General features: G+C 44.0%; 11 protein-coding genes. 6 read left to right on the plus strand and 5 right to left on the minus strand.

The features are described 5' to 3' along the window. The first annotated feature begins 49 nt into the window (after positions 1–49). The 4 genes from B6N13_RS04820 (at position 50) to B6N13_RS04835 (ending at position 2,713) form a co-directional block, all read left to right on the plus strand. Positions 50–1,039, plus strand: a complete 990-nt coding sequence (locus tag B6N13_RS04820; RefSeq protein WP_169458655.1) for a 2-hydroxyacid dehydrogenase — start codon at positions 50–52, stop codon at positions 1,037–1,039. A 120-nt stretch (positions 1,040–1,159) separates the two neighbouring features. Further along, positions 1,160–2,041 carry an inositol monophosphatase gene (locus B6N13_RS04825; protein ID WP_169458656.1) on the plus strand — a complete coding sequence of 294 codons (882 nt, stop codon included), beginning with the start codon at positions 1,160–1,162 and terminating at the stop codon, positions 2,039–2,041. 32 nt (positions 2,042–2,073) lie between these two features. Further along, on the plus strand, positions 2,074–2,364 hold the full coding sequence (locus B6N13_RS04830) for a nucleotidyltransferase family protein (RefSeq protein WP_012070713.1): 291 nt from the start codon (positions 2,074–2,076) through the stop codon (positions 2,362–2,364). Beyond that, a complete protein-coding gene (locus B6N13_RS04835) occupies positions 2,357–2,713 on the plus strand; it encodes a DUF86 domain-containing protein (RefSeq protein ID WP_012070714.1) in 357 nt (118 codons plus the stop codon). The genes B6N13_RS04830 and B6N13_RS04835 overlap by 8 nt, the downstream gene beginning before the upstream one ends. Before the next feature lie 238 nt (positions 2,714–2,951). Here the strand turns inward: B6N13_RS04835 and B6N13_RS04840 are convergent, their stop codons facing one another. The 5 genes from B6N13_RS04840 to B6N13_RS04860 form a co-directional block, all read right to left on the minus strand. Further along, positions 2,952–6,506, minus strand: coding sequence for an AAA domain-containing protein (locus B6N13_RS04840; RefSeq protein WP_169458657.1), 3,555 nt, complete (start codon positions 6,504–6,506; stop codon positions 2,952–2,954). 8 nt (positions 6,507–6,514) lie between these two features. Further along, positions 6,515–7,963 (minus strand): restriction endonuclease subunit S, encoded by a 1,449-nt coding sequence (locus B6N13_RS04845; RefSeq protein WP_169458658.1) that lies wholly within the window; start codon positions 7,961–7,963, stop codon positions 6,515–6,517. After that, a complete protein-coding gene (locus B6N13_RS04850; protein ID WP_169458659.1) occupies positions 7,960–9,594 on the minus strand; it encodes an N-6 DNA methylase in 1,635 nt (544 codons plus the stop codon). The genes B6N13_RS04845 and B6N13_RS04850 overlap by 4 nt, the downstream gene beginning before the upstream one ends. Positions 9,595–9,679: 85 nt before the next feature. Then, entirely contained in the window at positions 9,680–13,228 is a 3,549-nt protein-coding gene (hsdR, locus tag B6N13_RS04855) for a type I restriction-modification system endonuclease (protein ID WP_169458660.1), read from the minus strand. 103 nt (positions 13,229–13,331) lie between these two features. Continuing rightward, positions 13,332–14,231, minus strand: coding sequence for a LysR family transcriptional regulator (locus B6N13_RS04860; RefSeq protein ID WP_169458661.1), 900 nt, complete (start codon positions 14,229–14,231; stop codon positions 13,332–13,334). 122 nt (positions 14,232–14,353) lie between these two features. Between B6N13_RS04860 and B6N13_RS04865 the strand changes: the two genes are divergently transcribed. Then, a complete protein-coding gene (locus tag B6N13_RS04865; protein ID WP_169458662.1) occupies positions 14,354–15,220 on the plus strand; it encodes an MBL fold metallo-hydrolase in 867 nt (288 codons plus the stop codon). Next, complete coding sequence (locus tag B6N13_RS04870; protein WP_169458663.1) at positions 15,214–15,834, plus strand: DsbA family protein; 621 nt, start codon at positions 15,214–15,216, stop codon at positions 15,832–15,834. Before B6N13_RS04865 ends, B6N13_RS04870 begins: the two co-directional genes overlap by 7 nt. The last annotated feature ends 45 nt before the right edge of the window (positions 15,835–15,879 follow it).

Raw genomic sequence — 15,879 nt, forward strand, 5'->3', positions numbered from 1 at the left:
AGTTATAACTGGCTAAACCTTTTCTGACAAAACGACAGGATCACGTTTTATGAAAGTCGCTGTTTTCTCCTGCAAGCCTTACGACAAAAGAACTCTCTCTACATTCGCCGACGTGACAGACTTATCCATGATCTATTTTGAAAGTCGCCTAAGTATGGAAACCATCAGCTTAGTAAAAGGTTTTGATGCCGTATCTTGTTTCGTCAACGACGATGTCAATGCCGATGTGATTCAGTGTTTAAAACAACAAGGCGTCAAAACCATCGCCTTGCGCTGCGCCGGATTCAATAACGTCGATCTCGATGCCGCAAAAAAACAAGGTATCAAGGTATTTCACGTTCCAGATTACAGCCCAACATCCGTTGCTGAACATGCCGTCGCTCTTATCATGACATTGAACCGTAAAACCCATCGCGCTTATCACCGAGTCAAAGAAGGCAACTTTGCATTAGAAGGATTAATGGGATTTAACCTCGAAGGCAAAACCGTTGGTTGTATTGGTACTGGACGAATTGGCGCAGCATTTTGTCGCATCATGAAAGGCTTCGGTTGCAAAGTTTTATGCTATGACCTCTACCCATCACAAGAACTCATCGACCAAGGCTGCCAATACCTAACGCTTGATGAAATCTACCAAAAAAGTGACATCATCAGCCTGCATTGCCCTTTGAACACTTCAACTCATCACCTTATTAACAAAGACAGCCTAGCAAAAATGAAAGATGGCGTAATGATCATCAACACCAGCCGCGGCGCATTGGTTCACGCACAAGAAGCCATCGACGCACTGTACAGTGGAAAAATCGGCTATTTGGGCTTAGATGTCTACGAACAAGAAAACAAAATCTTCTTCGAAGACATGTCATCACACATAATCCAAGACAGCGTTTTTCAGCTTATGCTCACCTTCCCTAACGTCGTCGTGACTGGCCACCAAGGCTACTTCACCATAGAAGCCCTTAACCATATTGCCGCCACAACAATCGACAACTTACTGCACCATCAAAGTGACAGCAGTGGCGCAAGGCAGTTGGCGTAAGTCTATAAAAGAAACAAGATAACAAAAACTTCACAGAATAATCGAGATTCAATAAACCATTCGTCACGCTCATCACGTATAATTTGTGAACTTTGGAGAATGCAAAAGGAGTGACGACGTATGAACCTCGATAAACCAACTCAAGAAAGACTGATCAGCATCGTCCGTAGAGCAGGCCAAGAGATCGTCATGCCAAACTTTCGCCAGTTAAGCGCCGCCGATGTGGAAACCAAAAGCAGCCTTACGGATTTGGTCACCATTGCCGACAAAGCCAGCGAAGCCTTTATTACCGATGAAATTCATCAGGCGTTTCCTAATTGGGAAGTTGTCGGCGAAGAAGCGGTAGCCGAAGATCCATCAACTACCGATAAAATTAGCACTGCAGATACCTGCGTCATCATCGACCCTATCGATGGCACATGGAATTACGCTCATGGTTCACCTGAGTTCGGCCTGATACTCGCCGTAGTGGTAAAAGGCGTCACACGTTTCGGCTTACTATACGACCCAGTCAATGACGACTGGATTTACGCCAACCTAGGCGAAGGCGTATTTTTCCAACGTACCGCCATGAGTGAAAAAGGCAAACATCAGACGCCCGCTCAAGCACCACTGCCGTTACATATAAACTCAAACGTAGAGCTTAACCTCGACAAACTCTTCGGCATTATGTCGGTAAACTCTTACACAGGTCAGAAAAAACAAGACTTCGCCCTCAAAGCAAGCCGCTTCGTACGCATCAACAACCTACCCTCTTGCCCAGCATATCGACAAATCGCCCAAGGTCACTTTCACTTCAGCCTCACTTACAAAATGCTACCTTGGGATCACGCCGCAGGCGTATTGGTTCACACCGAAGCAGGCGGCATCTGCCGCACACTCGACGGCCAAGAATACAGCCCAACCATGCTCGATGGCGAAATGCTCGCCGCTCAGTCAGAAGAACAATGGCAAGATCTGGCGGAGTGGTTTTTGTCGCTGAATACTAAATTCACGCTATAATTACTTTCAACACAACAACATGGGTGTTAAGTATGGATAAGCATAGTGCTTTACAAATACTAGCAGATAGTAAAAAAGAATTAGCAAGGCGCTATGGTGTTATCGACCTAGCCTTGTTTGGTTCTACTGCACGCAACACTGCATCGCCACAGAGTGATATTGATGTGTTAGTCACCTTTGATGGCCGCGCCACGGCAAAACGCTATTTTGGCGTTCAATTTTATTTAGAAGACTTACTTGGTTGCCCCGTTGATTTAGTGACGGATAAAGCATTAAGACCAGAACTTCGACCTTATGTAGAGCGAGATAAAGTCAGTGTTTGAAGCAGGACAACGAGAGTGGCGACTCTATATTGACGATATGATCGGCTTTGCTGAAAAAGTACTTTCCTATACAGAAGGTATGAATCAAGCAAGTTTTATCAGCAATAACCTCGCATACGATGCAACGCTTAGAAATATTGAATTAATAGGCGAAGCCGCTACGCACATACCTGACACTATTCGCTCTGAAAACAGTGACATCCCTTGGAGAATGATAGTGGCAACACGCAACCGTCTGATTCACGGCTATTTAGGCGTAGATGATGATATTCTCTGGAGCATTATTGTCGATGAAATCCCTGCTCTGTTATCAGGTCTTCGCATTATATCTGCGAGCACAATTCGATAAACAGCGCTCACTAGCAGACATCATCTCCACTCTTTGGATTCAACTAGACGATTTAAACAGCCCATATATGATCGACTTAGCTGATGAAAACAACCTCACCAACCAAGTCTTATTAAAACAGATTCGAGAAACTGGGGTGACTGTCTACGAAAAAAACTAAATAGATTAATATAGAAATCTTACTCACTCGCTTTTATGTACACGGTAAGATTCAAATCATTTACATAAATAGCAGCACTTAAATTTTTTCTTTAGAAACATGACTATTTAAAACACTAAGTTGCGTGCTTATTTCTTCATGCAATGAGCCTGTATAAGCCATAGAAGTCTCCATATTTTTATACTTTCCGTCTCTAACTGCACTGGCCCAGTTATAAGATCCTACACATAGATAAACATCGTCTCCCATAACTAGTTTACTATGTACTTTTTCCACCACCTTAACAACAACACCATAAGTCATTAATTCAGAGATACTTTTTTCAAATAGATTACTTTTTTCAGAATCAAAACGATTATTAGATTGGGTATTAAAATAACGATCTGTATAAACGATAACCTCCACACCGCGCGCTATGGCATCCGTAAATGCGTGAATAAAGCCCGCTTCTTTTAATTTATCAAGAGATAACCAAGGCGATACAATAGCGACTCTCTTTTGAGCATGTTGTAAGACATCTTTTAACCATTGGTCATGATCGTCAGAGTTACTAATTAACTTTGGTTCCTTACAAAATTTAAGTAAATCTGGTCGCGCCTTTTTGACTCGAAAGGCCAATAGACTATTTTCATCCTTTAACAAATATGTTGAGAGTAATGCTCTCGGGGTTCCCTTAGCAGCATGAGTGATGACTTCCATATCGCCAAATACAACAAAACTGTCTTTTGCTCTAGAAACAGCCACATTCAAAATTGAAGGATCCTGATCAATGAATGCTCCATCTGCATGTCTAGAATAAACCATAGAGAATATAACAACCGGACGTTCTGCCCCCTGCAATGCGTGAACAGTTCCGACTGTCACTGCTTCAGCGCTACTTCCCACTTCAATACCAAGCTCTTGGCATTTTTCTTTAATAAGCTCAGATTGTGCTTTGAAAGGTGAAGCGATACCGACAATTTTAGCCAATGGCAAACCATAAACGCTTTCAAGATGTTCTTTTTCACTTAGAAGCCATTCGGCAATAGTGATTGCCTCCAACTCATTTACTCGACTACCAGACGGCAATCGCTCCGAACGGCCATCAACATGAATATATGCAAAAGGTGGGATTTGAGAGTCTACTGCAGCTGTATTTCTTAAGGGCTGCAATAGTCCGTCATAGCAAAGGTCATTACAGAATGAAATAATAGGCTCTAAACATCGACGATGTTCACGCAAATACATACCAGGTTCAGCTTCGGATAAATAATGGTATTGACTAGAAGCTTGCGCCACATGCATAGCACTCCCATCAACCACAGATCGACCAGACGCTTTTAAAAGCTCATACCCTTCTTGTGAAACCATTAAATTATTAGCAAGCAAATTACCCAAGTTAACAGAAGGCGTCACCCCGACAACTGGCTTAATTTGATAAATATCTCCAATCATCACCGCACGCTTAGCCAAACTGATTGAAGCACCAGCGACTTCTGGCGCAACTTGTCCTGCTTCATCAATGATTAACAGATCAATTTCTTGCACCAAGTATTCTTTACGATACTGGGCGTCACCTTCGAAAACCTGATGAGTCATGTGGCTAGGCAAAGCATATAGAGTTGATACAACACAGGGTGTTAACTTCATTCGACGTTGCCAACGCGGACGTACAGATTTTATTCCAGTTTTTTCTTTTCCAGTATTTGCCTGCTGCTTCAATACTTCATGCTGCTCGGCACAATCTTCCAACCAGCGGGCTTCCCAGTAATGAGTTGCTAATTGAAAAAGTGTAAACCGTAACGAAACATCCAAAACACAATCTAATTCAGTAAAAGAATCAGGAACTGGCTGTGCCATCTCTAACCTAGACCAAAGTGCTAAAAACGATTCTTGCGCTTTTTCAAAATCCGCTTTTAATCTTTGTAACCCTTGAATATCCGCTTGATATACATCACATATCTGGATGCGATCATCTAAGCATTGCTTTAAAACTTGCTCGACTGTTTGTTCGGAAGAATCATCAGCTTCTTTAATTCGGCGCTGACTGCCCTCACTAATTTCAGCTTCAATAAAAAGCTCTCTTCGTAATCGACGTTTACGCGCAACCGAAGGAAGAAAACTGAACAAGGACAACACCCAAGATTCATCTGCACAAAAATGGCGCCATTTATTCAAGTCCTGCTTAATAACAGACGCTTGCATTAACAAACGGTCTAACTCCATCTGTTTTTTAGCAACAAACGCTTCTGGATCAAGACCTATCGCTCGCCATGCAGCTTCACATTCAAACTTAGCTTGCCAAGCAGCTAAGACATCATCCAAAGATTGACAGGTAGCTAACAAACTAGCATGAAGGCGCTTTTTCACCTTGCTAACACTTAATAAAGAATCATCATCAAACGCCGCACGGGCATTTTCTAAAAAGCCCTCCTCAGCCTGGCTTACAACATCTGGGAGTTCTATTTCTTTATAAAAACTGACTGTTTGATAATGCGGGGCTTCCTTTGCTTCCTTACTTTGAGCTGGAAAATAACCACCATAGCTCTTCACTTTTGAAAGCCAGCGCCTACCAAAAGGGCCTTTTGTCATTTCGAAACCCTTTTCAAAGGCTTCTAAAATATTAGTAACAGCTTGATTATTTGTGGACGCAGCAACAATTAGCGGTGGCTCTGCTTGAGCTATTGCTGCTTTCACCCAACTGGATGCCACTAGAGATAAAACAAAGGTAGTTTTACCTGTTCCTGGCGGCCCATTTACCGTCAAGATTTCACCCTCCTTCATTGCTAATACCTGCCCGAGTGCATCTCGCTGAGCCAGAGCTAGAGGATATTGAGAACTTCCATGTCCCAATCGATGCTGAAAGCTTTGTAGGCTTGTCTCACAAGGTAAAAGAGTTGGACGATCCGTAGTCGCATACTGAGTCAATAATGGCAGGGACGATTTATCTTTTGATAACCAATCATAAAGTTCAATAATGTGACGCGATGCCCCCATTTGCGCCTGAGACTTAACAAGATAAGCGTTCTCCAGCCTCATAAAGTCACCTTGTAACAGTTCTCGATCGCAAAGCTTCAGAAGTTCGCGAGCTGTATCACAATAACCTTGCCAAAATATCGTATCCTCTTCATCTAATAAATTAACAGCTTCATCATAAGGCCAAAATTTAGGCTCACGCTTGGTTAAAAATTCATCCTGTTTCTCTACCGAAAGAATAGTAAAGCTGTCTTCAGATAGTGGACTTAAAATATCTCTAGGGATAACAGGATAAGCAGCAGGTACAAAATGCCCAGTTCGGCTAACCCACAGCCGACAAATTAACGGCGCTACATAGTCAGGATATAATGACGATTTTTTCTTACCATGCTCTAAGCGAACCTTATAGACCATGGGTCGAAATACGACTTGCACAAGTTGAATATCTTCCGCTTCATTATGAAAAAATGTAGCGAGCAACTCTGAGTCAGCAGCTAAACAACCTTTTTTAAAAACACTTAGATCAACCTTAGCCAATCCTTCAATATCGCTTTTGCTAAGAGCACCTTTGCCGCTTTCAGCATCTGCTAACGAATTGCGCCAATAAGATAACCATTGCTTGGTATGCTCCACCGTATCCCTACTTGTATTCTCAGAGTTTATGACTTTATTTGGCATAGATTAGGTTACTTTCTCTTCCCAACCTTCTTCGCGGCCTTGGCAAGGGCTTCGCTTTCCGCACGAGCGGCGGCGATGCGATTGAGCAGTTCGTCGGCGGGTTCGTCGTCTGGATTTTGTGGTACTAGCTCGCCGCGGAAGGCTTTGGCTAAGATGGACTGGGTGAGTTTATCGACGCGCTGCTGGGCTTTTTGCACTTGTTTTTCGATGGTGTCGGCAAAGGCAAAATATTGATCCACAAGTCGGACGATTTCGGTTTGTTCTTCAAAAGGAGCAAAAGGAATAGCTAAGACCTTCATATCTCGAAGATGCAAATTTTTTATTGCAGATCCAACAATCCTACTAGAAACATCAATTTCATTAATCCATTTCTGCAACGCTATATTCATATAATTCATATTTACATAACAAGAAGCAGGCTTAAGTAAAGCTACACTAACAAATAATGAAAATTGCTTGTCTGTCTTAACAATAGCAGTGCGACCTATTGTTCCACTTTTCGTAATTAAGAGATCACCTTGCTCTACGTGACATCGACGAGATAATTCAGCATGCTCTTCTTCTGTTATATATTTTGTATCTGTAAAGTTGACCTCCCCACTTTTTATATCTTTAACTGAAATAAAGGGAATTCCTGATTGTACGTATGTCGGTGTGTGATGCGTCCCATCGACTATTTTTTTTGTAAGTGAATCCAAAGAAACCCAAGTCCATTTTTTGGGGATTAAGAATTCTTCAGATTTTAAATGCTCTTGTGTATATAACGCTTTACCCTTTAAAAACTTTGACCTTTCGACCTTATTTAAATCTAATGTTTCAAATACATTGGTGCAGGTATTTACCTCCCTCCACTCCTCGGTCAATTTCCCGCTTACAGCGGCGGCAAGGACGGACTGGCGGAAGCGTTTGAGGATGGCGGGGATGCCGTCGAGGCGAGCTTTGATTGTATCCACCTGCGCCAAAACTTGATCTAGCTTTTCGACAATACGTTTTTGTTCGACAAGGGGAGCAAGTGGAAAATCAAGGTCTTTAAGAACTTCTAACCGAATACCTTTCACTGTTGTCCCAGTTCCTAAAGCTTCAACCTTCATCCCTTGTGAACGATACCAATTTTCAAAATAATATTGATTCACTTCCTGATTGATAAAAAGCGCTTTCAGATCTTGATTGATAGCTGAGTCAAAACTCGCCCTAATGATTTTTCCTAAACTCATCCTTGTTGCAATAATCGGGACTCCAGCAGGAATAATATTCGTACTGCTGTTTTCAACTGCTTCTTGGGTTATATGATCAACAGTGTCCGTTAAGAATGTTTTATTCATATCCTTTACTGTCATCCAAGGGATCTCTCCCATAAAATAGGATGGTTGAGACTTGCTAGGCGTTCCACCTCCTACAATTTTATCGACAACGTTTTCAAGCTTGACGAGACTCCACCCTTTCGGCAATTCGCTCACGCTTGGCCTCCAAATAGTTCACCTTGGCCTTTTTTATTGCCTTGCTCTTGATTGCCTTCGACGGATTTTTCTTCCAGTCCAAAGGATTGTTCTAACAGTTGCTTTTGCGCTTCGGCTTCGTCGTCGGCGCCGAGAGCTTGCATCAGTTGATAGAGCTCGCTCATGGCTTCGGTCAGTTCCGCCATGGCTTCGCCAGCGAGAATATCTGGCTCGGGTAGGTTTTCCGAGTTGCTGGCTTCGAGGTCTTTGAGCCATGCAATATCTAGGCTGTCACCTTTTTGCTCGCGAATGTAGTCGCGGCTGAATTTGCGCCAGCGGGCGGTGTCGTCACCTTCTTCTGTAGAAAGGCCGTCAATTTCGCCCAACTGTTGGTAGACGCCTTCTGTACGTGGCGATTGGCCGTTGGAGTCTTCCCCGTAGGCGGCAATAAAGGCATCAAAATGGGCGTCGGTTAACATGCGGCGTTTACCAAAGGTTTGCATGTTGGTGCGCATGTCGTAAACCCAAGTTTCTTGCGTGCAATCCATGTCTTGCTGTGGGTTGTCTGGCGCGCCTTTTTGGAAAAAGAGCACGTTGGTTTTCACCCCAGCGGCGTAAAAGATGCCCGTTGGCAAGCGCAAAATAGTATGTAAATTGCACTTGTTCATTAGGTCACGGCGAATGTCTGTGCCCTTGCCGCCTTCAAATAACACGTTATCGGGAATCACCACCGCCGCACGGCCACCGGGTTCCAGCGTTTCGATAATATGCTGTATAAAGCACAGCTGCTTATTGCCCGTTGGGTGAATAAATTTACGGGTAATGTTGCTGCTGGACGCGCTGCCAAAAGGCGGATTAGATAACACAAGGTTAGCTTTGGGAATGCTCTCACCATCGGCACCTAAGGTGTTGCCCAAACGAATCGCGCCGTGTTCGCTGTCGCCTTCGATATCGTGTAATAAACAATTCATCAAGGCCAAACGGCGTGTCTCTGGCACTAACTCTAGACCAATAAAAGCGCGCTCCATTTGGAATTTCTGTATGTCGTCGGGCAAGTCTTCTAGGTTATTGCTGTGGGCTTTGATGTATTTATCGGCTTCGATCAAGAAGCCTGCGGTGCCTGCCGCTGGATCTTGGATAATCTCGCGCGGTTGCGGCTTCATCAGCTCAACAATGGCGCTGATCAAAGGGCGAGGCGTGAAATATTGCCCCGCGCCGGATTTGGTTTCGTTGGCATTTTTCTGTAACAAACCTTCGTACATGTCACCAAAATCATCACGAGCTTTGCCTGTGCCATCGGTGTCGTACCAATCGAGCTTGTCCATATTGGTGATAAGTTCAGTCAATTGGGCAGGCTGAGTGATGGTGGTCGTGGCGTTAAGAAAGATGGCTTGCACGATAGCATGATGATCGCCATCCAGCTTGTTTAATAAGGTTTTGTAAAAGCTGTGCTGCTCTATGCCAATTTTGCTGGTTAGATCCTTCCAACGGTAACCTTCTGGCAAGAGATCTTCTTCTTGGCCAGTTTGTTCGCACATTTTTAAAAACAGCAAAGAAGCCAGTTCGTTCACGTAGTTTTGGTAGGACACACCACCATCGCGTAGGTTGTCGCACAGTTTCCAGAGTTTGGCGACCAGCTCGTTGTTATTCATAAAAAATCTCTTTAGGAAAGGAGACACACTTGAACCAGCCAAGCGTGTTATTAATAGATGTTCGAATGGGCGCTATGATACCGACCTAAGCCAGTTCGTCCCAGATGTACTCGTTAAATTTTTGCAGAATCTCGCCCAGTTCGTTGTTCAAGGCTTCTTGCAATTTGCGTTTGCCGCCGTCCCGTCGGTAATTGCCTATTTTATAAACATCGTCATCCAATACGACCTTGTCTTTAATGGAGCTGGCAAGACGATCCAGCCATTTGATTTGCACTGGGTTCCAGTCGTTTTCGCTTTTAATCTTGTCTAGGGCGTGGTCCACTCGCACATCAAAAGGCAAAAGCTGCGGGTTTTTCATGCTGGCACGACGAATGTGTCCTACCAGTTTGGCGGCAATGTCTTGGGTTTTGGCCTTATTCCAAGCCATTTGCAATGTAGACTCAGAAAAATGTCTCGCATCGAACCATTCTTGTAATTCCACCAGTCCTTTGCGAGTGAGATCTCGCGGCCGATTGACCACGGCATCCAGCGCCGCCAGTTGGTTCACATTGTCTTTAACGAGTTGATCAAAGGCATCAAGGAAATCGTCCGGCTGGTTATAGTCACCGTATAGCGTTTCCACGCCAATCACTCTGTCTTCAATATCGGTAAAGATGGGTCGATCTCGCAAACTGTTCAAGGTGCGTTTTAAGTCTTCAATTTGCTCTACCAGGTTAGGCAACTCGGCAAAGTACTGAGCCGACATGCGCGCCCCTTGGCTTTTTAAGGTTTTACCCAGTTCGGCAAAAGAGCAACGGGTGACATTTTTCAAACGCTCGTCGAGCTTTTGGATCTGTTGTTCCACTTCTCGGCTACGCAGCTTTTGGTAATTGGCTTGGGTAATCACCCGCTGTAGTTTGGACACCAACTGTTCGTGACTGTTATCGGCAAAGGATTGTCCATTACTTTCCATCACATCGTAGGTTTTGTCATCACTGATTTCTGTTACCAAGGTTGATAAGCTGACGTTTGGACGCACAACAACCGCTTGCATGGTATCGACGTCTTCTAGAGTTTTGTATAAATCCACCGCATCAAAAATACGGAAATTGGTTTTACCAATATCGGGACACAAACGGGTGGCACGGCCTTTCATTTGCTCGTACAGGATACGGCTACGAACTTTGCGTAAAAACACCAAATTACAAATGCTGGGAATATCGATACCTGTGGTTAAAAGATCCACGGTGACAACGATATTTGGCAAGCGATCTTTTTCAAAGCGGGTAATCAGCGTTTGAACCTTGTTGGCGTCTTTGTCCGAATTACCGGTGATTTTAATTATGGCATTGTGTGGTAGGTTGGCGTATTGCGGCTTACCTGATTGCTGGAAAGCGTCTCTTAACGCATCCACCACAGCATCCGCGTGCTCGTTGTTAACACAGAAGATCAAGGTTTTCTGCTGGCTGTTTGGGTCTAGCCAGTTGGTTAACTCTTGGCAAATGGCCTTGGTAAAGCTAGGAGCAATGATTTGTGTGTTGAATTTATCTACTTCGAATTGCTGTTCGTCTTCGAGTGTGTCTAGAACTAATTCCCCTGTTACTGCCAAGCGTTCCACCTGCTCACCTTTGGCAATCGTAATACCTTTGGTGTTGAGTTCGGTGTTGATTTTGATCGGCGGTTGATAGTCGTTCAAGTAGCCATCGATCACGGCGGTGCGATAGGAATAATTATAAATCGGACGACCAAAAATCTCGCTGGTGTGCAAGGCTGGCGTAGCGGTGAGTGCCAGTTTGAATGCATCAAATTGGTCAATTACGCGACGATAGGCCGAGATATAGTCGCGCTGATCACGAAACGCTAGTTCGCCTTCGGTTTGCTCTTTATCGAGAATATAACCGCGGTGGGCTTCGTCTATGATAATGGCATCGTACAAACCAACGGGGATAAATTCATCGTTTTGCAGTACGCGTTTCACTAGGGATTGCACCGTGGCTACATGGATTTTGGTGCTGTCTTCTGGGAAGCGATCCGTCAGGCCTTTAATATTGAAAATGCTGTTGAAAGTCCGCTCGTTAATACGCGTGTCATCAAACGAGGCAACCGCTTGATTGCCCAAGGAACGACGATCCACCAAGAACAAGACACGTTTAAAACGTTGCGACTGGATCATGCGATACATGATGGCTATGGCGGTTCGGGTTTTACCTGTGCCGGTTGCCATGGCAAGTAAAGCACTGCGTTTGCCTGATACAACGGCGTTTTCTACCGCACGCACGGCGTCTTCTTGATAGTAACGCAAGCCCAGCTCGCTCATATCCTCATGGGTGGCAAACCAGTTGTTCAATTTGCCTATGTTTTGCGCCAATTTGCTGAGCAATTCTGCTGGCTGGAGCCATTGAGGTAATGCGTCTGGCTGGTTGCTGGAAAGCCTTGTATCACGATACCAAATCCCGCTTTTGCTTTTTACCGCGGCGCTGTAACCACGGCCATTGGCAGAAAAGCAAAAGGGAATGTTAAAGCCATTGGCATTGTATTGGTTTATTTTTAACTCGCTAACCTGCTTCAGTAGGTCATCGTCGTTGGCTGCACGTTTTGCAAGTTCCTCATGGTATGCCAGCAAATCAAAGGTTTGGCTGTAGCGGTAGGCTTCGTTGAGTTTGTCAGCCACATCTTGGTTATAACGCTTGGCTTCCACGACCCCAATTGGTCTTAAGCCGACAAACAAAACATAATCTGCAAAACCCACTTTGCCTGTTTCGTCCTTTCCTGTTGGCCATTCGGCAATCGCCATATTGCGGCCAATCTCAGGATATGTGCCACTGCTGTATTTAAGGTTTTGCGTGTCTGCTTCCCAACCCGCCAGACGTAATTGCTCGTCAATTAAATAGCGGGTTTCTTTCTCGCTAAGGCCAAGTTTGTTTTGGTTGGCTTGCGTAAGGACAACCTTATGGAAAGTGTTGCGATCAGCCTCGCTCAACTTGGCTAATTCAGTGTCTTTGGCTTTTAACTGAGCTTCCAGAGCAGCAATGCGTGCTTCACTTTGCGCTTGGGTTTCTTGCTGCTGGCTTTCAAAGACAGACAAACGGCCTTTTAGCTCGGTCAGTTCGATGTGCTGTGCTTCAATCTCGGCTTGGCTTTTATGCTCGTTTTGTTTAGCTGCTTGTTCGGCAGCAACAAGCGCCAATGTAAGCGTGGCCAATTCTTCTTGGTAAGCTTGTTTATCTTGCTGACTTTGTTTGCTGGGCAGTTGAAAAAGCGGTGCAGGGAAATCTTTGTCTTTGCTAATCAGTCGGTAATACCAAACCGCCAAGCGAAACGCTAAGCGAAAGCACATTTCAGCGTCATTTAAATCATCATGGTATTTGTGTACGGCATCGTTGCCGATTCTGCGCAGTTTGTGAAACACCTCAAGAATGGTGTCGTCGATGTTCGTTTTACGCTGGATTTCTTCGAGTAGTTTGAACTGGGTTTCTTGTGGTTCGATATTCAGTAGTTTGCCAAGATGATTAGCAACATATTCGCCAAAAATTCTCAGCTTCACCAAAGTGGTATTTGGGTCGTCTGGGTAGTTTTTCTCGGCGGCTTGGGCAATGGAGAAAAGGAAGTCGTTATGACCTTTGAGAAAAGCAAAGTTTGATTGGCTTGTTATCATTGCGTTCTAAAGTTCCTTCTTCACTTATTGTTGTCATCTTGAATTGTCAGTTTACCCTTACAATACCTAATGCGGAATCCTTTCATTGTTATTGGGTAGATTATTACCAAGGATACTTAGCAAAGTAGCTGTCTAGATGATCGATTAAAGCGCGAACATTGGGTGATAAATGTTTTCGAGACGAATAAAGCGCGTAAATAATCAGGTCTTTGGGTTTCCATTCCGGCAGGACATGGCAAAGGCTGCCGTCGTTAATGTAGCGATTGGCTAAATAAGTAGGCTGAAGACAAACACCCATTCCATTCAATGTAGCATGCAAAAGTGCCGTTGCTTCATTGATGCTTAAACGACAATCCAAAGAGACCGATTCAAATTGGTCATGCTGGGATAGATGCCAGATGTGACGTTCTAAGTTTTTGTAACCCAAGCAATCGTGGTTTATTAAGTCTTGTGGATGCTGAATGTCACCTATGGTTTGGCGAGCTTTTTCAAGGTAAGCCGGAGAAGCTACCAAAACAGATTCACAAACAGCAATGGGTTTACCTATTAAAGAAGGATCAGGGTTCGAGGCAATCCGTATGGCAAGGTCGATACTTTTTTCGGTTAAATCGGCAGTGCTGTCTTCTAAATCAATATCGATATGAACTTTAGGATGTTGATCCATGAAGTCCTGAATGGCAGGCATGAGTTGAGAAAAGCCAAACGACATGCTGGACGTGATTCGTACTAAGCCAGACAACTCCTCGCTGGTATTCACCAAAGATATAAAATTATCGGCTTGCTCCAACCAAAGCTCGACGTCTTTTAGGCAGGCTTCACCAGCACTAGTCAGTGATATTTTTCGCGTCGTGCGATGCAACAAACGAATCTTTAACCAATCCTCCATCGCCTCTATATAACGCGTCACCATTGGTCGTGACATATTCAAACGATCTGCGGTGCGAGAAAAGCTCCGCGATTGGGCAACATCGATAAAAACTTTTGCTGCTATCACTCTGTCCATAATTCTACTCACCCACTTGCACGATATAAGAAACAATCATGCTCATTTTTGTGTATTTTTCCGAGCACGTCAATTCTCTATTATGGCCACATGAATTAAACAATCACTCTTTGGAGAGAAAGATGAAAAAATTGATTACATTGGCGGCTTCTGCACTTATCGCTCATTCTGCTTTTGCGGCAGACACTAAACCGTTAACTCTAGATATATATAATGCAGCGCCTGACAGCTTTGGTGTTACGTCAACTTTGGTTTATGGCGAAACCGAAGCCATGGTTGTTGATGCTGGTTTTACTAAAGCCGATGCTCTTCGCATTGCTGCAAAAGTATTGGATTCCAATAAAGAGCTAAAAACTATTTTTATTAGCCAAGCGGACCCTGATTATTACTTCGGTGCCGAGACTCTGCACGCTATTTTCCCTAAAGCCGATATCATTACGACTCCTGCGGTAAAAGCTGCAATTGAACAAAAACTGGCTGGTAAATTGGCTTTTTGGGGACCTCAAATGGGTGCAAACGCACCAGTTAATCCTATCGTTCCTACGACTTACACTCAGTCTACTTTGACTGTTGATGGTCAGACTATTGAGATTCGTGGTACTGAAGGTGTTTTGGCAAGCCGTCCTTACCTTTGGATTCCTGCAAACAAAGCCATTTTGGGTAACGTAGCGGTATTCGGAAATATGCATTTATGGATGGCGGATGCGCAGTCTGATGAGACTCAAGCTGCTTGGAAAGCACAGTTGCAAGAAATGCTTGCGCTTAAACCGACAACAGTTGTTCCTGGTCACATGACTCAAGGTACCGAGTTGACTGCAGATAACATTACCTTCTCTCTTAACTACATCACAGACTTCCAAAAGGCGAAGAAAAACAGCAAGGACAGCGCTGAATTGATTAAGACAATGTCAGCAAAATATCCAGATGCTCAAGGTGCGTTGAACCTAAACATCGCTGCGAAAGTACATAAAGGTGAAATGAAATGGTAAAAGTTCATTACTTCTTCGATCCAATGTGTGGTTGGTGCTATGGCGCAACAGCCTTAGTCGAAATACTGGCAGAAGTGCCTGAGTTTGAAATCACTTATCACCCTGGTGGCATGATTCCAAAACGAGCAATTGATCCGTCTTTTAGACAGCATATTTTGCAAGCTGACAGTCAAATAGCCACTATGACGAAAGCACACTTTGGTGATGCTTATAAAGCGAGAGTTGCTGGCGCTGGCGATTTTATCGTGGATTCGTATTCCACAACTCGCGCCTTTCTTGTTGGTCAAGACATGGGGATCGAAGCACACAAGATGCTAGCAGCGATTCAAAAAGCACATTACCAAGATGGTAAGCATTTAGATGAGTTGAATGTTTTAGCGGATCTAGCTGTTTCTATGGGATTAGACAAAACCACATGGAGCGAAAAAATGGCTGACTCTGAAGCAAAAATGCTAAGCCAAGTGCAAGAAAGCCATGATCTCATGGGACAATTGCAAGTTAGCGGCTATCCTACTTTTATCTTAGAAAAAGATGATCGTTTAACGCGTTTACCACACAGTAATTATTATGGCAAAACTAAAGAGTGGAAAAACTATCTAGCCGAATTGGTTTAATTGTTTAAATTAAAAATCCCTTGTTGATTATTGATCTCAACAAGG

Origin of the sequence: Marinomonas sp. UCMA 3892 (genome assembly GCF_012726345.1) — a bacterium.
GTDB lineage: Bacteria > Pseudomonadota > Gammaproteobacteria > Pseudomonadales > Marinomonadaceae > Marinomonas.

Excerpts from the sequence above, each read along its gene's own strand:
- B6N13_RS04820 (WP_169458655.1), top strand. The coding sequence starts at position 50 with ATGAAAGTCGCTGTTTTCTCCTGCAAGCCTTACGACAAAAGAACTCTC.
- B6N13_RS04825 (WP_169458656.1), top strand. The coding sequence starts at position 1,160 with ATGAACCTCGATAAACCAACTCAAGAAAGACTGATCAGCATCGTCCGT.
- B6N13_RS04830 (WP_012070713.1), top strand. The coding sequence starts at position 2,074 with ATGGATAAGCATAGTGCTTTACAAATACTAGCAGATAGTAAAAAAGAA.
- B6N13_RS04840 (WP_169458657.1), bottom strand. The coding sequence starts at position 6,506 with ATGCCAAATAAAGTCATAAACTCTGAGAATACAAGTAGGGATACGGTG.
- B6N13_RS04850 (WP_169458659.1), bottom strand. The coding sequence starts at position 9,594 with ATGAATAACAACGAGCTGGTCGCCAAACTCTGGAAACTGTGCGACAAC.
- hsdR (WP_169458660.1), bottom strand. The coding sequence starts at position 13,228 with ATGATAACAAGCCAATCAAACTTTGCTTTTCTCAAAGGTCATAACGAC.
- B6N13_RS04860 (WP_169458661.1), bottom strand. The coding sequence starts at position 14,231 with ATGGACAGAGTGATAGCAGCAAAAGTTTTTATCGATGTTGCCCAATCG.
- B6N13_RS04865 (WP_169458662.1), top strand. The coding sequence starts at position 14,354 with ATGAAAAAATTGATTACATTGGCGGCTTCTGCACTTATCGCTCATTCT.
- B6N13_RS04870 (WP_169458663.1), top strand. The coding sequence starts at position 15,214 with ATGGTAAAAGTTCATTACTTCTTCGATCCAATGTGTGGTTGGTGCTAT.